A 20,761-nucleotide genomic window follows, 5' to 3' on the forward strand; every position below is an offset into this window, starting at 1 on the left:
ATGGTTTTTCCAGCCGACCCCCAGGGGTCGGCTTTTTATTGCCGGCGAGTGAGAGTCGGGGGAGGGGCGAGGCGGGATCAGGTCTCGAAGGTGGCGGCATTGAGCCGAAACGCCCTGGGGTCGTCGATGAACTGGCCAGTGATCCGCTCGTCGTGCTCGTGGCCCAGGCCATAGCTGCAGAGGATCAGCCGATCCGACGTTCTCGATCTCAGCTGGGTGATAAAGCGCACCAGGTCGGCGCGACTGAGCTGCCCCACCTCCTCGCGCACCCGCTCCCGCTGATCGAAGCCCAGATCCTTGTTGCCGATGCTGACCCAGAGCCGCTGGCCGCGGCTGCGCAGGTTGGCGTCCCGCTCGCTGAGCTGGGCCTGCAGGCCTGCCTTGCTGTCCTGCCACTGCTGCTCGGTGAACTCCAGCATGGCGAGCGGGAAGAGATCGATGAACTCTTCCACCGCGTCCAGCAGGATCTGCGGCCCTGCCACGGGGGACTGGATATAGAAGATGAGGCCCGGGTGGCGGTTGAGGGGCAGGTTGCCGGCCCCCACCACGTAACCGAGCTGCTGGCGGGTGCGCAGCTCGTGGAAGAAGGTGGAGGACATGATGTGGTTGGCCAGGGTGAAGCAGGCGAGATCCCGTGCCCGGGTGGTGCGGGACTGGTAGTAGACCAGGAGCGCTGAGTCTTCGTGCTCGCAGCCCTGCTCGCGAATGAGGGTGCCCCTGTCCTGGATGGAGATGAGGGGGCGGCGGGTCTCGGCGCTGGGCTGACTGCTGGGACCTAGGTGGCGCTCCAGCAGGGACGCGAGTTCGAGGGCCTCGGCCGCCGTCCAGTCGCCGTGCACCAGGGTCTCGATGTGCACCTCGGCGAAGAGCCGGGAGACGAAGTCGGGCATCTCGCCAAGTTCGATGGTGCGCAGGTGGCGCAGCAGTTGCTCGAACGGTGGGTTGTTGGGTTGCAGCAAACTGGTGAGCTGGTTGAACAGCTGGGAGATAGGGCGGGTCTTGGACTGGTTCTCCCAGTTGCGGATGAGCTGCTCCTTGATCTCGCTGAAGCGCGCCGGATCCGGATACCCCAGGGTGCGGTTGCCGAGGATCATGTCGAGCAGCAGCGGCTGCTTGTCGGCAAAGCCGCTCAGGTTGATGGTAAAGCCTCCCTGATGGGCATAAATCTGGTACCCGAGCCCGGCGAGCTCGGCCGGGTAGGTGAGGGCGTTGAGGTGGTCGGTGAGCAGCTCCACCGCAAGCCTGGCCATGGCGATGTGACGCGGGCTTTTGACCGCATGTTCGCTGTCGATGGAGATATAGAGGCTGCCCTTGGGCACCCCAAACAGGTGCTCGTGCAGGTGCCAGAGGCGGAACCCTGGCCTGTCGATGAGGCAGGCGGGCATGTCGGCGGTCAGTGCCGGCAGGCGGGCGTCGAGGCGGCTGCTGATGAAGGGGTTGGGCGCCGGCAGATGCAGGGCGGGATCGGGCTGGCTCTGTTGCCAGCGGATCTTCTCCGCCTCCGTGATAGTGGCCACGCCGTAGGGGGTCTGATACCAGCGGGCCAGGCGATCCGTGCTCACCTCGGGGGCCTGGATGGTCACCCTCAGGTTGTGGGGGGTCAGCTTGGCGAGGAAGCGCCGGATCAGCGGCTCGTCGAACTCGCGCATCATGTAGTCGCCGTGGAGCAGATCGTCCGGGGCATAGCTGAACAGGTTGAGCACCAGCCCTGAGACGGTATCCAGCGCCCGGCCCCGCTCCTGGAAGCGAAACGCGGACTCCAGCACGTTGCGTTTCTCGTCATAGCGCCAGGCCTGCACCCCATCCCGCTCGATGAGTTTCAGATAGCCGAACAGGGCGGCGATGATCTCGTCCACATGGTCAAGCCCGAGGGGGGTGAGGCCGAAGCTCACGCCAAAGTCCTTGAAGTTGGCGCCACTGATGCCGCCGCCGGCGGCGAGCTGGTTGACCCAGCCCCTGCTCTTGAGCAGGGAGAGCAGGCTGCCTTCCCCTTCGTAGCCGATAAGGTGGCTCAGGAAGGTGAGGGGCTTCTTGTCGTAGAGGGCATCCACGCTCGGCAGCGGGAAGGTCAGGGCCAGCTTGCGGGTCTCCTTGACCGGTTTGATCTGGATGCGGATGCCGAGATCATCGAGCCGGTAGAGGGGCACCGACAGGGCCGGCGGGCCCAGGCGGCGATCCGGGATGGCGCTGAAGAAGCGATCACACCAGGCCAGCTGGGTATCGATGGAGGCCGGCGAGAGCATCACCAGCGCCATGCGATCCGCGCTGTAGTGGGTCTCGTAGAACGCAATGAGGTCGGAGCGCAGATCCCGCCCCGGCAGATCCGCCAGGGTGTCCAGATTGCCGACCGAGAACTTGGCGAAGGGGTGGGCCGGGTTGACCGTCTCCTTGTGCACCTGATAGCTGCGGCGCACGTCGTCCTGCAGCTTGAGGCGATATTCGGAGTCGACCGCGTTGCGCTCCTTGTCGACCCACTCGGGGGCGAAGGTGGGGCAGATGAAGAACTGGGAGAAACGATGAAGCCCCGCCTCGAAGAAGCCGTTGTCGATGTCGAAGAAGAAGTTGGTGAACTCAGTCCCGGTCCAGGCGTTGTTGCTGCCCCCGTGGCGGCTCATGAACTGCTGATATTCGCCGGGTTTGGGATAAGTATGAGTACCGAGGAACAGCATATGCTCAAGGAAATGGGCCATGCCCTGGCGATCGACGGGGTCGTCGAAATGGCCGGTGTTGACGGCCAGGGAGGCGGCCGATTTGTCGGTCTGTGGATCGCAGATCAACAGGACCCTGAGCCGGTTCGCCAGCTCCAGATAGTGATACCGCCGATGGTCGTTGGGACTGGCATATGGGCTCATTGGGGCGTGACTCGCGGTGAATTTATTTGAATTTAAACATGATTATCGACCTCGCTATCTCACGAGGCAAACCCTTTTCTGAGAGGTAGCGCAATTGTTTCCCCCGGCATGGCGGGGTAAGATCCCCCGGCTATTTAAACAGGCCCCCTGGGCGAGGTTGTAATGAAAATCTACATCATGCGTCATGGCCAGGCTGGCATGAACGCAAAGACTGATGAACAGCGTCCACTGACCGAACAAGGCATCGAAGAGTCCATCCACATGGCATGCTGGCTGGCTCCCCAGCTGACCGGCTCCCTGAGCCTGGTGATCCACAGCAACTACCTGCGTGCCAGACAGACCTGGCAGGCCATCGCCCCCGAGCTGCCCGAGGCCCTCAAGATCGAGGAGAGTGGCGAGATCACCCCCTATGGCGATCCGGCCTTCGTGGCGAGCTACCTCACCGCGCTGGCGGCGGAGCACGACAACATTCTCATGGTCAGCCACCTGCCTCTGGTGGGGTATCTGGTGCAGAGCCTCTGTCCGGCTGCGGGCGCCCCCATGTTCGCCACCTCCGGCCTGGCCTGCATCGAGTGGCAAGATGGCAAAGGGGCCTTGCTCTGGCTGGAAGGACCGCATACAATACGGTAAAAGTTAATAAAAAGTTACAGATTGGTTTTTTGGGGAAGAGATAGGCGATTTTTCCGGTTTTTTATATAAATTTAACGGAATTATTTCGCAGAAGCTGCTGTCATACGGATACAACTGCAAGAGGTTGCAAACGATGAGAGTATTCAAGAAGTACCTGCCACTGATGGTGGCGAAACATGTCAAAACCTTCTTCAAGGGGCGCATTTATATCCACGGCAGGGGGCGCTTCGACTTCCAGTCGGGTTTGCTGATGATGCCGCTGCAGGCCGACATTCCCCATCGCCAGACGGTGCTCGAGGTCAACGAGCTGATTTCGAGGCTTCATATGGATGCCGCCTGAGGCACCCAGGGTTGACCCTCTTCCCCCATCATGCCCGCCCCAGTGCGGGCATGATGCTTGATGGCCCTGGGGAAGGCCGGGAGGGCCGCCTTCATCCAGGCTGACGCAACATCGTCGCCCCTGCATCAGAGCGCTTGCTTATCCCGTTTGCCTCTCTATACTCCCGCGAAATACCCGCCCCCTTTCTCTGGATATCGCGATGCACACCGCCTTCCTGTTTCCCTTCTCCTGCATGGCCATCTGGGCCGGCAACGGCATCGTCAGCAAGCTGGCGGTGGGCGTGCTCTCGCCGGCGGCCCTGGCCTGGTCGCGCTGGATGGTGGCGGCCCTGGTGCTGACCCCGTTTCTGGCCCATCGGGCCTGGCGGGATCGTGCCAGGTTGCGGGCCGGTTTCTACCAGCTGGCGGTGCTAGCCCTGCTCGGCATGGTGCTGAACCAGACCTTCGGCTATTACGCGGCCCAGACCCTGGGGGCCACCGAGATCGGGCTGATGATGGGGCTGACCCCGCTGATGACGGTGCTGCTCAGCATCTGGCTGCTGCGCGAACGGCCCACCTGGGGCGCCCTGCTCGGGGGCGTCATCTCCCTCTTCGGGCTGGGCATCCTGCTGGGGCAGGGGGATCCGGCCCGGCTGCTGACCCAGGGCATTCATATCGGCTCCGTCTACATGTTGCTCTCGGCGGCCACCTATGCGCTCTACAGCGTGCTGCTCAAACGCTGGGATCTGGGTCTGGACAACTGGTCCATGCTCTACGGTCAGGTGCTGTGCAGCCTCTTGTTCCTCACACCCTTCTATCTGCTGGTGGACGGGCACTGGCCGGCTGGCAGCGCCCTCTGGCTCATCCTCTATGCGGGGATCCCGACCTCGGCCCTCTCCCCCTGGCTCTGGATGCAGGGCATCGCCCTGCTCGGGGCGAGCCGCACCGCCATCTTCATGAACCTGCTGCCGGTGATGACGGCCGCGCTCGCCATCAGCTGGCTCGGGGAGCGGCTCACCAGCTATCACCTCATCGGCGGCGGCATGACCCTGCTGGGGGTCCTGCTGGCCCAGTTGCTGGTCAGGCCCGTGAGGGTGCGAAGGCGGGCCCGGCTGGCGATGGCGGGTTGTCAGGAGAAGTAGGATAAAAAAGAAGTAGGATAAAAAAAGACCGCCCTCGAGGCGGTCTTTTTGGTTCGGTGCCCAGCGTCACTGCGCCGTCAGATAGAGATCCTTGGCATAGACCAGGTCTTGCGGATTCTGATAGGGGTAGCCCTTGACGTTGGGCTTGAGCAGCCGGGATTTCACGTAGAAGTAGACGGGGGCGATGGGGGCCTCCTCGTCGATCAGCACTTCCGCCTGCTGATAGAGCCGGTTGCGCTCGGCCGGATCCTTGGCGTCATGGGCCTTGGCCAGCAGGGCGTCGTACTCCTTATTGAACCACTTGCCGCTGTTGGCGCTGCTGCTGGAGGTCATGATGTCGAGGAAGGTGGAGGCATCGTTGTAGTCCCCGTTCCAGGAGTAGCGGCTCACCCCGAAATCCCCTTCGTTCAGGGCCGACACCATGGTCTTCCACTCCATGTTGTTGAGCTCCGCCTTGACCCCCAGGTTGTGCTTCCACATGGAGGAGATGGCCAGCGCTATCTTCTTGTGCCCCTCGTTGGTGTTGTAGAGGATGTCCACCTCAAGTGGCTTGTCCGGGCCGTATCCGGCCTCGCCGAGCAGCGCCTTGGCCTGCTTGATGCGCTCCTCCTTGCTCATCAGCTCGCTGGCCGGGCGCTTGAGCTCGAAGCCGTCCACGCTCGGCGGGGTCAGGCTGAAGGCCGAGAGCTGACCCTGTCCCAGGATCTTCTCCGTGATGGTGTCCCTGTCGATGGCCAGGGAGAGCGCCTTGCGTACCCTGACGTCGTCGAAGGGTTTGCGCTGGGTGTTGAAGACGTAGTAGTAGGTGGCGAGCAGGGGGGCGCTGACCAGCTCGTCCGGGCTCTGGCGCTTGATCTGCTGATACTGCTCCAGGGGATAGGTGGTGTAGTGCAGCTCGCTCGCACGATAGCGGTTGTAGGCCGCGGTATCGGAGACGATCTCGAGATAGACCACCTTGTTCAGCACTGTGTGCTGGTTGTCCCAGTAGTGGGGGTTGCGCTCGGCGATGAGGCGCTCGTTCGGGGTCCACTCCTTGAGGGCGAAGGCGCCATTGGAGACGATGTTGCCGGGCTTGACCCACTCATGACCAAACTTCTCTATGGTCGCCCTGGGCGCCGGGAAGGTGGTGTAGTGGGAGAGGGTCTTCAGGAAGAAGGGGACCGGGTTTTTCAGGGTGATCTGCAGGGTGTGATCATCGAGCGCCTTGATCCCCAGGGCATCGGGTTTGGCCTTGCCCTGCACCACCTCGCTGGCGTTGGTGACACCGGTCAGCTCGATGAACCAGGCGTAGTTGGAGGCGTTCTTGGGATCCGCCGCCCGCTGCCAGCCATAGACGTAGTCTGCCGCCGTCACCGGCTCGCCGTTGGACCATTTGGCATCGGGTCTGAGCTTGAAGGTGTAGACGGTGCCCGTGGCGTCGAGCTCGTAGCCAAGGGCGCCGGCCGCCTGCAGCTTGCCGTTGCCATCCAGGGTGTAGAGCCCCTCGAACAGATCGTTGACGACGTCGCTGCCCGCGCTCTCTTCCACCATCTGGGGATCGATGGAGGCAGGCTCTGTGCCGATGTTGCGCACGAAGACTTGCTGGGCACTGGGCAGCAGCTGGGTGCCTTCAGGCACCTGGGCGGCCAGGGAGGGGAGGGCGAGCAGGGCGGCAACCGCGCCGGCAATGAGAGTCCTTTTCATTGAATATCCTTATGTTTTTTTGCTTCCAAAGCCTGGCCAGTGTGCGGGATTGAGGGGGAGATCTCAAGAGCCTCCCAACAGGCGGAGCCGGGAGGGGACTGTATGGGGGGGAGATGGAGAGACGACGACCAGGTGCATTCTTGTCACGAATTAACATGACCATGGAGGTCGAATGAACCCGGTTTTTTCGGCGAATGTTCCAGCCATGGCGGGCTTTCTGGCGATTTATGCGCCGCCTTAATTCGCTGCAAAAACAAAAAACAGGCGTTACATTAGGTTACAAAACAACGCTGCCGGGGATCGGCATTTTTTTTGCCGACACTTGCAAACGTTTTCAACGGCCAACGGAAACGATCTTAAAGGAACAAGAATGCGAAACATGATCACCATGGGCGAGTTCATCGTCAAAAAGCAGGCGGATTATCCCACCGCGACCGGCGAGCTGACCTCGCTGCTCAGCTCCATCCGCCTGGCCGCCAAGGTGGTGAACCGGGAGATCAACAAGGCGGGGCTGGCGGACATCATCGGCTCCATGGGCGCTGAAAACGTGCAGGGCGAGGTGCAGCAGAAGCTGGACGTTTACGCCAACGAGCGCTTCAAGGCGGCGCTGGAAGCCCGTGGCGAAGTGTGCGGCATGGCGTCCGAGGAGGAGGAGGATTTCGTCTCCTTCGATTCCGAGCTCTCCCGCCACTCCAAGTATGTGGTATTGATCGACCCCCTCGACGGCTCCTCCAACATCGACGTCAACGTCTCGGTCGGGACCATCTTCTCCATCTATCGCCGGGTCAGCAAGCCGGGCTCCGGGGTCACCCTGGAGGACTTCCTGCAGCCGGGCCACCGTCAGGTCGCGGCGGGTTACGTGGTCTACGGCTCCTCCACCATGCTGGTCTACACCACCGGCTTTGGCGTCAACGGCTTCACCTACGACCCCTCCATCGGCTGCTTCTGCCTCTCCCACGAGAACATCCGCATCCCGGAGGAGGGCAAGATCTACTCCATCAACGAGGGCAACTACATCAAGTTCCCGGACGGGGTGAAGAAGTACCTCAAATATTGTCAGGAGCGGGACGAGGCGACCCACAGACCCTATACCTCCCGTTACATCGGCTCCCTGGTCTCCGATTTCCACCGCAACCTGCTCAAGGGCGGCATCTACATCTATCCGTCCGGCACCAACTCGCCGAACGGCAAGCTGCGCCTGCTCTACGAGTGCAACCCCATGGCGTTCCTGGTGGAGCAGGCCGGTGGCAAGGCCTCAGACGGCTTCGGCCGCATCATGGATATCCAGCCCACCGCCCTGCACCAGCGCACCCCCTATTTCGTGGGGTCCACCAAGATGGTCGAGCGGGCCGAGGCCTTCATGCGGGAGTTCTCCGCCCACGAGGATCCGGCCAATCAGGTGTGACGGCCAGCGTCACGGGATAAAAAACGGGAGCCTTCAGGGCTCCCGTTTTATTTGGGCGAGCGGCTCGCCGCTCCATCACCGTCACCTCAGTGGCTGGCGTGACTGGCGAGATCCGCCAGCAGCCCGTCCACCAGCTTGAGCCTCATGGCCCGCTCCTGGGTCGGCACCTGGAAGCGCAGCCGGGTCGGTCCGTCCATCTTGTAGATGCGTGGCTGCTCCGAGAGCAGCTTGACCAGATAGGCCGGATTGACCCTGGTTTCTTGCGTGAAGTCGAGATAGCCGCCGCGCTCGCTCATCTCCACCCGGCGAATGCCCAGCGCCGTGGCGCGCTGGCGGAAGGCGGCCAGCTCCATGAGGGTCTTGGTCGGTTCCGGCAAGAGGCCGAAGCGATCGATGAGCTCCACCTTGAGTTCGCGCAGCTCCTGCTCGTCGGCGGCGCTGGCGATGCGCTTGTACATGGAGAGGCGCATGTTGACGTCCGGGATGTAGTCGTCCGGCAAGAGGGCGGGCAGGCGCAGCTCCACCTCGGTGTGCTGGCTCATGAGCTGCTCCAGGGACGGCTCCTTGCCATGTTTCAGCGCCTCCACCGCCTGCTCCAGCATCTCCATGTAGAGGGTGAAGCCCACCGATTCGATCTGGCCGCTCTGATCGTCGCCGAGCAGCTCGCCGGCGCCGCGGATCTCCAGATCGTGGGTCGCCAGCGCAAAACCGGCGCCGAGATCTTCCAGCGACGCGATGGCCTCCAGCCGCTTGGCCGCATCCTTGGTCATCAGCTTGGGATGGGGGGTGAGCAGGTAGGCATAGGCCTGGTGGTGGGAGCGACCGACCCGGCCCCGCAGCTGGTGCAGCTGGGCCAATCCCAGGTGATCCGCCCTGTCCATGATGATGGTGTTGGCGCTCGGCACGTCGATGCCGGTCTCTATGATGGTGGTACAGACCAGCAGGTTGAAGCGCTGGTGGTAGAAGTCCGACATGATGCGCTCGAGGTCTCGCTCGCGCATCTGGCCGTGGGCGATGCCGATGCGCGCCTCCGGCACCAGCTCCGCCAGATCGGCGGCGCACTTCTCGATGCTCTCCACATCGTTGTGCAGGTAGTAGACCTGACCGCCGCGCTTCAATTCCCGCAGCACCGCCTCGCGCACCACCGCCGGCTCGTGCTGGCGCACGAAGGTCTTGATGGCGAGCCGCTTGGCGGGCGGGGTGGCGATGATGGAGAGATCCCGCATGCCGGACATCGCCATGTTGAGGGTGCGCGGAATGGGGGTGGCGGTGAGGGTGAGGATGTCCACGTCGGCCCGCAGCGCCTTGATCTTCTCCTTCTGGCGCACCCCGAAGCGATGCTCCTCGTCGACGATGAGCAGGCCGAGATCCTTGAAGGTGAGCTCCGAGCCGAGCAGCTTGTGGGTGCCGATAATGATGTCCACCTTGCCATCGGCCAGCTCTTTCAAGACGCCGGTCTGCTCCTTGGCGGAGCGGAAGCGGCTCAGTACCTCGACCCGCACCGGCCAGTTCGCGAAGCGATCGCGGAAGTTGTCGTAGTGCTGCTGGGCGAGCAATGTGGTGGGCACCAGCACGGCCACCTGCTTGCCGCCGTGCACCGCCACGAAGGCCGCCCGCATCGCCACCTCCGTCTTGCCGAAGCCCACGTCGCCGCATACCAGGCGGTCCATGCTCTTGGCCTGGCACATGTCGCCGAGCACGGCGTTGATGGCGCCCAGCTGATCCTCGGTCTCCTCGAACGGGAAACCGGCGGCAAACTGGCGGTAGGCCTCGCGGTCGTGCTTGAAGGCAAAGCCGGCGCGCGCCGCGCGGTGGGCATAGACGTCGAGCAGCTCGGCCGCCACGTCGCGCACCTTCTCGGCCGCCTTGCGCCGCGCCTTGACCCAGGCCTCGCCGCCGAGCTTGTGGCTGGGCGGGTTGTCGGAACCTGTGTAGCGGCTGATAAGGTGCAAACTGGTGACCGGCACGAACAACTTGTCGCCGCCGGCGTATTCCAGGGTGAGGAACTCGGTGGGCAGGCCGCCGGCGTCTATGGTTTCCAGCCCCAGATAGCGGCCGACCCCGTGATCGAGATGCACCACAGGCTGGCCCTGGGTCAGCTCGCCCAGGTTTCGGATCACCGCATCCGAGCTCAGGTTCTTGCTCTTGTCCCGCTGCCGTTTGCTGCGGATCTTGCCGCCCAGCAGCTCGGTTTCGGTGATGAGGGCGAGCGCCTCCTGCCCCGGCTCCTGCAACAGGAAGCCCCGCTCCAGGGGGCAAACCAGGAGCCCGTGGCGCGCCTCGCTCCCGAGGAAGGCATCGAGGGAGGCAAACTCCCGGGGTTGCAGGTTGATCCGCGCGAGCAGATCCCCGAGCCCTTCGCGGCGCCCCTCGGACTCCACCGCAAACAGGGTGCGTCCGGCAAAGTCTTGCAGGAACTGGCTGAGGGCCAGCAGGGGCTGCTCCTTGCTGTGATCGAGCTGCAGGTCGGGCAGGGGGGCGAGGGGCAGATCGTGCTGGCCCGCGCCGCCGTCACCGGCCGCCTCCTGCAGGCGTACGGCACCATAGTCGCCGAGGGCGGCGAAGAGCTGCTCCACCGGCAGGTAGATGTGCTGGGGCGGCAGCAGGGGACGGGTGTTGTCCCAGCGCCTGTCTTCATAGCGCTGGCCGATGTCGTTCCAGAAGCGCTGGGCCGCGGGGTAGATCTCCCCCACGGTGAGCAGCAGGGTGTTGCCTGGCAGATAGTCGAACAGGCTGGCGGTCTGCTGGAAGAAGAGCGGCAGGTAGTACTCGATGCCGGCGGGCCAGCGCCCCTTGCTCACCTCCTGATAGACGGAGCCCTCGGCACGGGAGATCTCGAACTGCTCCCGATACTGGCCGCGAAACAGCTCGATGGCCCCCTCGTCGGTGGGAAACTCCCGGGCGGGCAGCAGGCTCACCGACTTGACCGGCTCGCTGGAGCGCTGGCTCTCGGGGTCGAAGGGGCGGATGCTGTCCACCTCGTCGTCGAAGAAGTCGATGCGATAGGGGCGGCTGCTCCCCATGGGGAAGAGATCCAGCAGGGAGCCGCGGGCGGCGAACTCGCCGTGCTCCAGTACCTGCTCCACCGCCACATAGCCCGCCTCGGCGAGGCGCCCCCGCAGCTGCTGCAGGTTGAGGCGCTGGCCGCTGGTCACCATCAGGCTGTACTTGTCGAGGTAGGCCTGGGGGGCCGTGCGCAGCATCAGGGTGGAGATGGGTACGATGAGCACGCCGTGGCTCATCTGCGGCAGCCTGTAGAGGGTCTCGAGCCGCTGGGAGATGATGTCCTGATGGGGGGAGAAGCTGTCGTAGGGCAGGGTCTCCCAGTCCGGGAACAGCAGCACGGGGCAATCCTGATCGGCCAGCAGGAAGCCGAGTTCCTGTTCGAGGCGCAGGGCGCTCGGGGTATCTGCGGTCACCAGCAGGACGGGGCGGCGAGCCTCCCGGGTGAGGCGGGCGGCGACCAGTGCCAGGCTGCTGCCGATCAGCTGGCCGAACGTTAACTTCTGGCCCGCCTTGGCGGGCAAGGCGGGGAGTGTCATTGGCATCATGGGATTCTTTCTGGCGTTGGCGTGTTTGTTGGCGTGGACGGGTTAGCGCTGGCGCTCCTGGGCACGCAGCTTGAGCTGTTTTGACTGCACGTGGAGGCTGGCGCGCACCAGCAGCTCCCGGTCATCCTCGCGGATCCGCACGTAGTCGAGCACCACGTGGGTGCCGTGCTCCCCGGGCTCCCGCTGCTTGACCTCGCCATAGCAGTAGACGGCGGAGGCCTCCTCCCGCAGGAAGATCTTGAGCCGCACTATCTGGTGCAGTGCCGGCGGTTCCCCGTGGCCCTGGCGCGGATGCAGGTAGGTGAGCTGGCCGGCACCGAAGCGCAGGGTATGGAAGCGATGCTCGGGATGATCCTGCGCCGCCAGCACATAGCCCATGATCATGTCGATCTTGCGGGACTGCTGGTTGATGATCTCCACCAGATCGTGCATGGGTTCGTTCTGGTTGCGGATCAGGCGGCTGCTGACCAGGTCAATGGAGGTGATGGCGGAGGCGATGCGAAAGGGCTCGGGCAACTCGGCCTCCAGGGCCTCCAGCGTCGGCAGGTGGAAGTCGGCCGGCATGGGGATCACATTGACCGGCATGGCATGGGTGACGCTGAAGAACTGTTCCTGCATGGGGCTATCCCTTGTTGTCTTAACGATGTCGCGGTAGGGGCCGTTGGCGTTTCATCGCGACGCGGGGCTGGCGTGCCCGAGCGGACCGTCACGGGGCCCGTCCCTGGCAAAAGGCGCGGATCATGGCGCCAGGGAGGGTTGCAAAACCCGGTGAGGGAGCGGCCACCGCCTGCGTCCTGCACCGGATCCGGCGCCACTTGCCGCAGCGACGCGGCTTGCGTTGAAGCGTCAACAGACCCTATTATCCGGCATCTTATTTTGTTGGCAACGTAGATATCCTTGAAGACCGGACTTTTTCAGCCACTCTCGCTGGCCATCGGCCTGCGTTACGCAGGCTCGCGACGCAGTAACCGCTTCGTCTCCTTTATCTCCCTGTTCTCCACCTTTGGCATCGCCATCGGGGTCGCCGCCCTCATGGTGGTCATCTCGGTCATGAACGGATTCGAGGGACAGCTCAAGGGGCGGATCCTCGGGGTGATCCCCCATGTGGTGGTGACCAACCAGGCCGGGCGCATGGCGGCCGAGCCAGAGGGCCTGCCCGATCTGGCCGGGCTGCCCCACGTGGTGGCCACGGCACCCATGCTCGACAGCGAAGGCATGTTGCAAAGTCCGGGCCAGCTCACCGGCGTCAGCGTGCAGGGCATCGATCCGGCCCGCTGGCCCAAGGATGACATCCTGCACACCCAGATGCTGGGGGGGCGCCTGGACAGCCTGCAGCGCGGTGAATACCACATCGTACTGGGGCAGGGGGTGGCCAACCGGCTCAAGGTCTCCATTGGCGACCAGGTGCGCCTCATCCTGACCGAAGGCACCCGTTTTACCCCCTTTGGCCGAGTCCCGGCCCAGCGCCTCTTCACCGTCTCCGGCATCTTCGGGGTCGGTGCGGACGTGGACAGCCAGGTGGCGCTCATCGCCCTGGGGGATGCCCAGCGCATGCTGCGCCTGCCTGCGGACCAGGTGGGCGGCATTCGCCTCTGGCTCGACGATCCCTTCGCCGCCGACGAGGTGATCAAGACCGCCCTGCCGGACGGGCTGGAGTGGCAGGACTGGCGCCGCGAGCGCGGCGAGCTGTTCCAGGCGGTGGCCATGGAGAAGCGCATGATGGGGCTGATGCTGGTGCTCATCATCGCGGTCGCCACCTTCAACATCCTCTCCGCCCTGGTGATGGTGGTGACGGACAAGGAAGGGGAGGTGGCCATACTGCGCACCATGGGCATGAGCGAGTCCGGCATCGTCAAGATCTTCATGGTGCTGGGGGCGTCGAGCGGCGTCATCGGCGCCCTGGTGGGCGGCCTTGCTGGGCTGGCGCTCTGTCTCGGTCTCAACCCCCTGCTCGATGGGCTGGGGCTCAACCTCTATATGGCGGCCGGCGGGGCCGGTCTGCCGGTCATCGTCGAACCGGCCCAGGTGGTGACCATCCTGCTGGGGGCCGTGCTGCTCAGCTTCAGTGCCACCCTCTATCCGGCGGCCCGTGCGGCCCGGGTAAAACCGGCCGAGGCACTGCGTTATGAATAGTGCCGTGAATCATTCATCTTCTGTTGCGACCCCAGGTGCGAGTGCCGGCGTCGTGACTGGTATATGTGGAGTCCCCTGTATGAATCAACCCCAGTCCCGTGAGCCGCTGCTGCGCTGCCAGGCCCTCAACCATGTCTACAAAGAGGGCAATCTGGAGACCCAGGTGCTCAAGGGGATCGATCTCTGTGTCGCCCCCGGCGAAATGCTGGCGGTGGTGGGGAGCTCGGGCTCGGGCAAGACTACCCTGCTGCACCTGATGGGGGCGCTGGACAACCCCTCCAGCGGCGCCGTGCTGTTCAAGGGGCAGGACATCCATGGCTGGGACAGCCGTACCCAGGCCAGATTCCGCAACCAGGAGCTGGGCTTCGTCTATCAGTTCCACCACCTGCTCTCCGAGTTCAGCGCGCTGGAAAATGCCGCCATGCCGCTGCTGATCGCGGGTGAGTCGGTGGCGGTCGCCACCGAGAAGGCGAGCAGGATGCTGGGACGGGTGGGGCTCTCCCATCGCCTCCACCACCGTCCTTCCGAGCTCTCCGGCGGCGAGCGCCAGCGGGTGGCCATCGCCCGGGCTCTGGTCAACGAACCCAGCCTGGTGCTGGCGGACGAGCCCACCGGCAACCTGGACCACGCCAGCGCCACCGCCGTCTACGAGCTTCTGTGCGAGCTCAACCGCGAGCTCGGCACGGCGTTCGTGGTGGTCACCCATGACTTGAGCCTGGCCGCCAAGCTGCACCGGCGGGTGACCCTGGTGAGCGGCATCATGGCGGAGGTCGCCTGATGTTCAAGCCGCTGCCCCTCTTCCTGGGCCTGCGTTACAGCCGCTCCCGCCGTCGCAACGGTTTCATCGCCTTTATCTCGGCCTCCTCCCTCATCGGCATCGCCCTCGGGGTGATGGCGCTGATCCTGGGGCTCTCCGCCATGAACGGCTTCGAGCGGGAGCTCAAGAACCGGGTGCTCTCCGTGGTGCCCCACGGCGAGCTCATCGGCATGGAGGCGCCGCTGCCGGACTGGCCGAGGCTCAGAGATTACCTGCTGGCCCAGCCGGGGATCGAGGCGGCTGCCCCCGTCATTCGCCTGGACGGCCTGCTGGAGCACGGCTCGGCCATCAAGGGGGTGCAGGTGCGTGCCGTGCTGCCCGAGCTCGAGGCCAATCTGTCCGATGCGGGCAACTACATGACGGGGCGAGGCTTTCGCGAACTGCAGGCGGGCGAGCACGGCCTCATCCTCGGCAAGACCATCGCCGACAAGCTGGGGGTCAAGATAGGGGACTCGGTCGCCCTGCTGCTGCCCCAGGGGGGCGATGCCACCGGCATCAAGAACCCGAAGCGGGAGGTGCTCAAGGTGGTGGGCCTGCTCGAGATCGGCGGCCAGCTCGACGGCCTGCTCGGTTTCATGCATCTGGCCGACGCCCAGGCCATCACCGGCATGGGCCGCGCCGTGGAGGGCTTCAGCCTCAAGGTGAGCGACGTGCTCAAGGCGCAGTCCATCACGGTGGCGGCGGCCCAGAAATTCCCGCACTACGTCTACATCAGCAGCTGGATGAGCCGCCAGGGCTATCTCTATCAGGACATCCAGATGGTGCGCACCGTGATGTACGTGGTGATGCTGATGGTGGTGGCGGTGGCCTGTTTCAACATCGTCTCCACCCTGGTGATGGCGGTGAACGAGAAGCGCAGCGAAATCGCCATCCTCAAGACCATGGGGGCGAGCCCCGGCCAGATCCGGCTCACCTTCGTCATCCAGGGCATGGTGAACGGGGTGGCGGGTGCCCTCCTGGGCGCCCTGCTCGGCGGCCTGCTCTCCAGCAAGCTGACCCAGATCCTGGGCGCCATCGAAGGGGTGATCGGCCACCGTTTCCTCAATCCGGACATCTACTTCATCGACTTCCTGCCCACCGAGCTGCACATGCAGGACGTGGGGATAGTGACAGGTGCGGCCATCCTGATGAGCCTGGTGGCGACCCTCTACCCCGCCTGGCGGGCGAGCGGCCTGGTGCCGTCCCGGGAGCTGGGACACTGATCCGGACACCACCACGGTGTCAAAATAAAGAAGGGCCCGCCGGCATTGCCGACGGGCCCTTCGTATTGGTGGGGGGTCAGTGGGCGTTCAGCTCGTCCAGGGGAAGCGAGAAGCTCGGCACAAAGACATCGATAAAGTAGCGCATGGGCGGGTTCATCCGCTCGGTCAGCATCTGTTCGAGGCGCTTGCGCGCCGGCTCGAACTCCCGGTTGCCGACGCTCAACTCCTCCAGGCACTTGGTGTAGGCGCAGAGGGTGTCGGCGTCCTTCACCAGCCGGGCGAGGTCGTCATCCTGGGCTGCCGAGTCGAGCAGGGGGCGAAAATCCTCCACCAGCTCGGGTGGCAGCATCCCAAGCAGGCGCTGCTCGGCCGCGAGCTCGATCTTCTTGTATTCACGCGCTATCTCGGGGTTGAAATACTTGACCGGGGTGGGCAGATCCCCGGTCAGCACCTCGCTGCCGTCGTGATAGAGGGCCATGACGGCGGCGCGATCGGCATCGACATGGCCGCCGAACAGCCGGTTGCCGATGACGCCGAGGGCATGGGCCACCATGGCCACCTGCAGGCTGTGCTCGGCGATGTTCTCGGGCTGGATGTTGCGCATCAGCGGCCAGCGGTAGATGAGCCGCATGCGGGAGAGGTTGGCGAAGAAGTGGCTGGGGAGCATGGGGGCCTCGAACTGGGAAATGAAAAGGGCAGACCCTAGTCTGCCCTTTTTTTCGGTTCCAGGCATCGCCCTCAGCGAATATAGCGGCCCGACTCCGCCTCATGGTTGGTCACTATCATCTGGCCGATGGGGGCCAGGCTGATGAGCGCCAGCTTGAGATGCTGGATGCCGAACGGGATGCCGACGATGGTGACGAAACAGGCCAGCGCCGAGGCGATGTGGCCGATGGCGAGCCAGACACCGATCAGCACGAACCAGAGGATGTTGCCGATCATCCCGAGCGCGCCGGTGCCGATGTCGCTCTGGCCCGTCATGGCCTTGCGGCTTACCGCCTGCTTGCCAAACGGGAAGAAGGTGAAGGTGCCGATGACGAAGCAGGCGCGCCCCCAGGGGATCCCGATGAGCGACACGAAGCAGAGCAGCCCTGCCAGCCACCAGGCCAGCCCCATGAAGACGCCTCCCAGTACGAACCAGAGCAGATTGAACAAGAAGCGGAAAAAGGACATGTGGGTGACTCCAACAGCACGTTAATTGGTTGTCACCATAGCGAGCCCTGCCGGGGGACGCAATGGCACAGGCGAGAAGGTGGACAATTTGGGTCGCAACACGCCATTTTGGCGGTCGATTGGGACAGGATAGCGATGAAAATGGCCCGTTCGCCGAGAAAAAGAGTGAGCCAGTGCAAATTATTGCGGATCGATTGCTTGAACTCGGTGCAAGGCTTCCCCATATAGGAGAAAGTCTTGCGCAAATTGTGCTGTCTGTGCCCCGGATGGGGGACGTGCGGCTCGACGCGACCACTGCACGCCGCTATAATGTCGCGTCATATTTTCTCATCACAAAGACAGTCGTTGTCTTTATAAACAGGAAGACTCCGGGTTCGCCCGGGGGCAATAAAGGGTCAGCACACAGTGCTGAGTTGAACGAGGTAAAAGAATGCAAGTTTCTGTAGAGACAACCCAGGGTCTGGAACGCCGTCTTACCATCACTGTACCGGCCGCTACCGTTGACGCCGCCGTGCGCAAAGAATTGAATGGCCTGGCCAAGACTCGTCGCATCGACGGTTTCCGTCCTGGCAAGGCTCCGGTTGCCATCATCAAGAAGATGTTCGGTGCCATGGCTCACGCCCGTGTTGCCGATGAAATGATGCAGAACAACTTCATCAAGGCCATCATCGAGAACAAACTGAGCCCGGCTGGCGCCCCGACCATGGATCCGAAAGAGATCAAGGAAGGCCAGGACTTCGAATTCACCGCTACCTTCGAAGTGTACCCGGAGTTCGAGATCGCCGGTCTGGAGAGCATCAAGGTCGAGAAGCCGGTTGCCTCCGTCAAGGATACCGATCTGGCCAACATGATCGACACCCTGCGCAAGCAGCACGCCACCTGGTCCGAAACTGACGCAGTTGCCGCCAACGGCATGCGTGTGACCCTGGACTTCGTCGGTTCCATCGACGGTGAAGAGTTTGACGGCGGCAAGGCCGAAGGCTTCACGCTGGAACTGGGCGCCGGTCGCATGATCCCGGGCTTCGAAGACGCCATTCTGGGCAAGAAAGCGGGCGACGAGTTCACCATCGACGTGACTTTCCCGGCCGACTACCACGCCGAAGCCCTGAAGGGCAAGGCTGCCAAGTTCGCTTCCAAGCTGCACAAGGTTGAAGAGCAGATCCTGCCCGAGCTGACCGAAGAGTTCGTCAAGCGTTTCGGCATCGAGAGCGGCAGCGTTGAAGAGCTGAAAGCCGAAGTGCGCAAGAATATGGAGCGCGAACTGGCCCAGGCCCTGAAAAACAGCGTGAAAGAGCAGGTGCTGAACGGCCTGGTTGAAGCCAACCAGATCGATCTGCCGAAGGCTGCCGTTGCCCAGGAAATCGACACCCTGCGTCAGCAGGCTCTGCAGCGCTTCGGTGGCTTCCAGGGCGGCAACGCTCCCGAGCTGCCGGCCGAGCTGTTCCAGGCCCAGGCCGAGCGTCGCGTACGCGTTGGCCTGCTGCTGGGCGACGTGATCCGTACCAACGAGATCAAGGCTGACGAAGCCCGTGTGACTAGCATCATCGAGTCCATGGCCACCGCCTACGAAGATCCGAAGGAAGTGATCGAGTACTACCAGCAGAACGAGCAGATGCTGAACGGCGTGCGCAACCTGGCCATTGAAGATCAAGCCATCGATCTGATCCTGTCCAAGGCGCAAGTGACCGAGAAAGAAGTGGCCTTCGACGAAGTGATCAACAAGTCCGGTGCCGCTGCCTAAGAACATTTGACTTAAGGTCAAAACTGTTAAGTATAATGGCTCGTGTGATCTCCACTCGGGCCATTTTATTTTAGGGACAATGCCTTATGTACAAGAACTATAACGATGTGACTGAATCCCCACGCAATGCGCTCATCCCTATGGTGGTCGAGCAGACGGCTAAGGGTGAGCGTTCCTACGACATCTATTCCCGTCTGCTCAAGGAGCGGGTGATCTTCCTGACCGGACAGGTCGAGGACCACATGGCGAACCTGGTGGTGGCCCAGCTGCTGTTCCTGGAGTCCGAGAACCCGGATCAGGACATCAGCATCTACATCAACTCGCCGGGTGGCGCCGTCACTGCGGGTATGTCCATCTATGACACCATGCAGTTCATCAAGCCGGATGTCAGCACCGTCTGCATGGGGCAGGCCTGCTCCATGGGGGCCTTCCTGCTGGCCGGTGGCGCCAAGGGCAAGCGTTTCTGCCTGCCTAATGCCCGTGTGATGATCCACCAGCCGCTGGGCGGCTTCCAGGGTCAGGCTTCTGACATCCAGATCCATGCCCAGGAGATCCTGAAAATCAAGAATACCCTGAACGATCGTCTGGCGTTCCATACCGGTCAGGACATGACCACCATCGAGCGCGACACCGACCGTGACAACTTCATGTCGGCGGAGCAGGCCGTGGCCTATGGTCTGGTTGACGGCATCCTGAGCCAGCGCGGCTGAGCAGGGTATCCCGTCCTGTTGTAAACTCAACAGGACGATCCATCCTCTATTGATAAAACGAGGTCGCTGAATGACAGAGAAACGCAAGGGTGAGGGCGACAAGCTGCTGTATTGCTCTTTCTGCGGCAAAAGCCAGCATGAAGTGCGCAAGCTGATCGCTGGCCCTTCCGTCTACGTATGTGATGAGTGTGTCGAGCTGTGCAACGACATCATCCGCGAGGAGATCCGCGAGATCTCTCCCAAGCGCGATGGTAGCGAGCTGCCGACCCCTCATGAAATCCGCGCCCATCTGGACGACTACGTGATCGGGCAGGAGTACGCCAAGAAGGTGCTGGCGGTCGCCGTCTACAACCACTACAAGCGTCTGCGCAGCGGCAGCGAGTCCGGTGGCGTGGAGCTGGGCAAGTCCAACATCCTGCTGATCGGCCCCACCGGCAGCGGCAAGACCCTGCTGGCCGAGACGCTGGCACGCCTGCTGGATGTCCCCTTCACCATGGCCGATGCCACCACCTTGACCGAAGCCGGTTACGTGGGCGAGGACGTGGAGAACATCATCCAGAAGTTGCTGCAAAAGTGTGACTACGACGTGGAGAAGGCCCAGCGCGGCATCGTCTACATCGACGAGATCGACAAGATCTCCCGCAAGTCGGACAACCCCTCCATCACCCGCGACGTTTCCGGGGAAGGGGTGCAGCAGGCTTTGCTGAAGCTGATCGAGGGCACCATTGCCTCAGTGCCGCCGCAAGGTGGCCGCAAGCACCCGCAGCAGGAGTTCCTGCAGGTCGACACCTCCAAGATCCTCTTCATCTGTGGCGGCGCCTTTGCGGGTCTGGACAAGGTGATCGAGCAGCGCTCCGTCAAGGGGACCGGCATCGGTTTTGGCGCCGAGGTGAAGTCCAAGAATGCCAAGGCAACCCTGAGCGAGAACTTTGCCAAGGTGGAGCCGGAAGATCTCATCAAGTACGGTCTCATCCCCGAGTTCATCGGTCGTCTGCCGGTGGTCGCGACCCTGACCGAGCTGGACGAGGCCGCTCTCATCCAGATCCTGAAAGAGCCGAAGAACGCGCTGACCAAGCAGTATGCCGCGCTGTTTGCTCTGGAAGAGGTGGAGCTGGAGTTCCGTGACGACGCCCTGAACGCCATCGCCCGCAAGGCCATGGAGCGCAAGACCGGTGCCCGCGGTCTGAGATCCATCGTCGAAGCCGTGCTGCTCGACACCATGTATGACCTGCCGTCCCTGAAAGGGGTCAGCAAGGTGGTGATCGACGAGACGGTGATCAAGGGAGACTCAGCGCCCCTGATGATCTACGACAATCCCGAGACTCAGGCCGCAGCCTCAGAGTAACTGTCTGATTTTTAATCACATAAAGGGGCTTTTTGCCCCTTTCATGCTTTTTACGGCCA

General features: G+C 63.1%; 16 protein-coding genes. 10 read left to right on the plus strand and 6 right to left on the minus strand.

The genetic code is table 11. From position 1 onward, the window contains the following. Nucleotides 1-77 precede the first annotated feature (77 nt). Nucleotides 78-2,852: an insulinase family protein gene (locus I6L39_RS15545; RefSeq protein ID WP_216990155.1), complete on the minus strand. Its 2,775-nt coding sequence runs from the start codon at nt 2,850-2,852 to the stop codon at nt 78-80. A 162-nt stretch (nt 2,853-3,014) separates the two neighbouring features. Here I6L39_RS15545 and sixA point away from each other — a divergent pair, with 162 nt between their 5' ends. The 3 genes from sixA (at nt 3,015) to I6L39_RS15560 (ending at nt 4,942) form a co-directional block, all read left to right on the plus strand. After that, nucleotides 3,015-3,482 carry a phosphohistidine phosphatase SixA gene (gene sixA, locus I6L39_RS15550; RefSeq protein ID WP_216990156.1) on the plus strand — a complete coding sequence of 156 codons (468 nt, stop codon included), beginning with the start codon at nt 3,015-3,017 and terminating at the stop codon, nt 3,480-3,482. 133 nt (nt 3,483-3,615) lie between these two features. Continuing rightward, nucleotides 3,616-3,822 carry a DUF1107 domain-containing protein gene (locus tag I6L39_RS15555; protein WP_005324080.1) on the plus strand — a complete coding sequence of 69 codons (207 nt, stop codon included), beginning with the start codon at nt 3,616-3,618 and terminating at the stop codon, nt 3,820-3,822. Between the two features lie 199 nt (nt 3,823-4,021). After that, entirely contained in the window at nt 4,022-4,942 is a 921-nt protein-coding gene (locus I6L39_RS15560) for a DMT family transporter (protein WP_216990157.1), read from the plus strand. 66 nt (nt 4,943-5,008) lie between these two features. On the opposite strand, the gene I6L39_RS15565 is transcribed toward I6L39_RS15560, so the two are convergent. Continuing rightward, nucleotides 5,009-6,625: a peptide ABC transporter substrate-binding protein gene (locus I6L39_RS15565; RefSeq protein ID WP_216990158.1), complete on the minus strand. Its 1,617-nt coding sequence runs from the start codon at nt 6,623-6,625 to the stop codon at nt 5,009-5,011. A 370-nt stretch (nt 6,626-6,995) separates the two neighbouring features. Here I6L39_RS15565 and fbp point away from each other — a divergent pair, with 370 nt between their 5' ends. Further along, the gene (gene fbp / locus I6L39_RS15570) at nt 6,996-8,030 is read left to right on the plus strand and encodes a class 1 fructose-bisphosphatase (RefSeq protein ID WP_216990159.1); all 1,035 of its coding nucleotides are present in this window, start codon (nt 6,996-6,998) and stop codon (nt 8,028-8,030) included. Nucleotides 8,031-8,116: 86 nt separating this feature from the next. On the opposite strand, the gene mfd is transcribed toward fbp, so the two are convergent. Further along, complete coding sequence (gene mfd, locus I6L39_RS15575; RefSeq protein WP_216990160.1) at nt 8,117-11,581, minus strand: transcription-repair coupling factor; 3,465 nt, start codon at nt 11,579-11,581, stop codon at nt 8,117-8,119. A 42-nt stretch (nt 11,582-11,623) separates the two neighbouring features. Beyond that, nucleotides 11,624-12,199 (minus strand): PilZ domain-containing protein, encoded by a 576-nt coding sequence (locus I6L39_RS15580; protein ID WP_216990161.1) that lies wholly within the window; start codon nt 12,197-12,199, stop codon nt 11,624-11,626. Nucleotides 12,200-12,478: 279 nt separating this feature from the next. Here I6L39_RS15580 and I6L39_RS15585 point away from each other — a divergent pair, with 279 nt between their 5' ends. The 3 genes from I6L39_RS15585 (at nt 12,479) to lolE (ending at nt 15,733) form a co-directional block, all read left to right on the plus strand. Then, entirely contained in the window at nt 12,479-13,714 is a 1,236-nt protein-coding gene (locus tag I6L39_RS15585; protein ID WP_216990162.1) for a lipoprotein-releasing ABC transporter permease subunit, read from the plus strand. A gap of 79 nt (nt 13,715-13,793) precedes the next feature. Further along, entirely contained in the window at nt 13,794-14,492 is a 699-nt protein-coding gene (lolD, locus tag I6L39_RS15590) for a lipoprotein-releasing ABC transporter ATP-binding protein LolD (RefSeq protein ID WP_209792069.1), read from the plus strand. Beyond that, the gene (gene lolE / locus I6L39_RS15595; RefSeq protein ID WP_216990163.1) at nt 14,492-15,733 is read left to right on the plus strand and encodes a lipoprotein-releasing ABC transporter permease subunit LolE; all 1,242 of its coding nucleotides are present in this window, start codon (nt 14,492-14,494) and stop codon (nt 15,731-15,733) included. The genes lolD and lolE overlap by 1 nt, the downstream gene beginning before the upstream one ends. A gap of 76 nt (nt 15,734-15,809) precedes the next feature. Here lolE and yfbR read toward each other — a convergent pair whose 3' ends face one another. Together yfbR and I6L39_RS15605 are read right to left on the minus strand one after the other, a co-directional pair. Then, the gene (gene yfbR, locus I6L39_RS15600) at nt 15,810-16,400 is read right to left on the minus strand and encodes a 5'-deoxynucleotidase (RefSeq protein WP_042075561.1); all 591 of its coding nucleotides are present in this window, start codon (nt 16,398-16,400) and stop codon (nt 15,810-15,812) included. A gap of 71 nt (nt 16,401-16,471) precedes the next feature. Next, nucleotides 16,472-16,906 (minus strand): YccF domain-containing protein, encoded by a 435-nt coding sequence (locus tag I6L39_RS15605; protein WP_042075563.1) that lies wholly within the window; start codon nt 16,904-16,906, stop codon nt 16,472-16,474. 430 nt (nt 16,907-17,336) lie between these two features. On the opposite strand from I6L39_RS15605, the gene tig reads away from it, so the two are divergent. The 3 genes from tig (at nt 17,337) to clpX (ending at nt 20,702) form a co-directional block, all read left to right on the plus strand. Continuing rightward, nucleotides 17,337-18,647 carry a trigger factor gene (gene tig, locus I6L39_RS15610; RefSeq protein ID WP_042075565.1) on the plus strand — a complete coding sequence of 437 codons (1,311 nt, stop codon included), beginning with the start codon at nt 17,337-17,339 and terminating at the stop codon, nt 18,645-18,647. A gap of 86 nt (nt 18,648-18,733) precedes the next feature. Further along, nucleotides 18,734-19,357, plus strand: a complete 624-nt coding sequence (gene clpP / locus I6L39_RS15615; RefSeq protein ID WP_216990164.1) for an ATP-dependent Clp endopeptidase proteolytic subunit ClpP — start codon at nt 18,734-18,736, stop codon at nt 19,355-19,357. Between the two features lie 70 nt (nt 19,358-19,427). Continuing rightward, a complete protein-coding gene (gene clpX, locus I6L39_RS15620) occupies nt 19,428-20,702 on the plus strand; it encodes an ATP-dependent protease ATP-binding subunit ClpX (RefSeq protein ID WP_010674573.1) in 1,275 nt (424 codons plus the stop codon). Nucleotides 20,703-20,761 lie beyond the last annotated feature (59 nt).

The sequence above is a fragment of the Aeromonas sp. FDAARGOS 1409 genome, from assembly GCF_019048705.1.
Taxonomy (GTDB): domain Bacteria; phylum Pseudomonadota; class Gammaproteobacteria; order Enterobacterales; family Aeromonadaceae; genus Aeromonas; species Aeromonas sanarellii.

Excerpts from the sequence above, each read along its gene's own strand:
- I6L39_RS15545 (WP_216990155.1), bottom strand. The coding sequence starts at position 2,852 with ATGAGCCCATATGCCAGTCCCAACGACCATCGGCGGTATCACTATCTG.
- sixA (WP_216990156.1), top strand. The coding sequence starts at position 3,015 with ATGAAAATCTACATCATGCGTCATGGCCAGGCTGGCATGAACGCAAAG.
- I6L39_RS15555 (WP_005324080.1), top strand. The coding sequence starts at position 3,616 with ATGAGAGTATTCAAGAAGTACCTGCCACTGATGGTGGCGAAACATGTC.
- I6L39_RS15560 (WP_216990157.1), top strand. The coding sequence starts at position 4,022 with ATGCACACCGCCTTCCTGTTTCCCTTCTCCTGCATGGCCATCTGGGCC.
- I6L39_RS15565 (WP_216990158.1), bottom strand. The coding sequence starts at position 6,625 with ATGAAAAGGACTCTCATTGCCGGCGCGGTTGCCGCCCTGCTCGCCCTC.
- fbp (WP_216990159.1), top strand. The coding sequence starts at position 6,996 with ATGCGAAACATGATCACCATGGGCGAGTTCATCGTCAAAAAGCAGGCG.
- mfd (WP_216990160.1), bottom strand. The coding sequence starts at position 11,581 with ATGATGCCAATGACACTCCCCGCCTTGCCCGCCAAGGCGGGCCAGAAG.
- I6L39_RS15580 (WP_216990161.1), bottom strand. The coding sequence starts at position 12,199 with ATGCAGGAACAGTTCTTCAGCGTCACCCATGCCATGCCGGTCAATGTG.
- lolD (WP_209792069.1), top strand. The coding sequence starts at position 13,794 with ATGAATCAACCCCAGTCCCGTGAGCCGCTGCTGCGCTGCCAGGCCCTC.
- lolE (WP_216990163.1), top strand. The coding sequence starts at position 14,492 with ATGTTCAAGCCGCTGCCCCTCTTCCTGGGCCTGCGTTACAGCCGCTCC.
- yfbR (WP_042075561.1), bottom strand. The coding sequence starts at position 16,400 with ATGCTCCCCAGCCACTTCTTCGCCAACCTCTCCCGCATGCGGCTCATC.
- I6L39_RS15605 (WP_042075563.1), bottom strand. The coding sequence starts at position 16,906 with ATGTCCTTTTTCCGCTTCTTGTTCAATCTGCTCTGGTTCGTACTGGGA.
- tig (WP_042075565.1), top strand. The coding sequence starts at position 17,337 with ATGCAAGTTTCTGTAGAGACAACCCAGGGTCTGGAACGCCGTCTTACC.
- clpP (WP_216990164.1), top strand. The coding sequence starts at position 18,734 with ATGTACAAGAACTATAACGATGTGACTGAATCCCCACGCAATGCGCTC.
- clpX (WP_010674573.1), top strand. The coding sequence starts at position 19,428 with ATGACAGAGAAACGCAAGGGTGAGGGCGACAAGCTGCTGTATTGCTCT.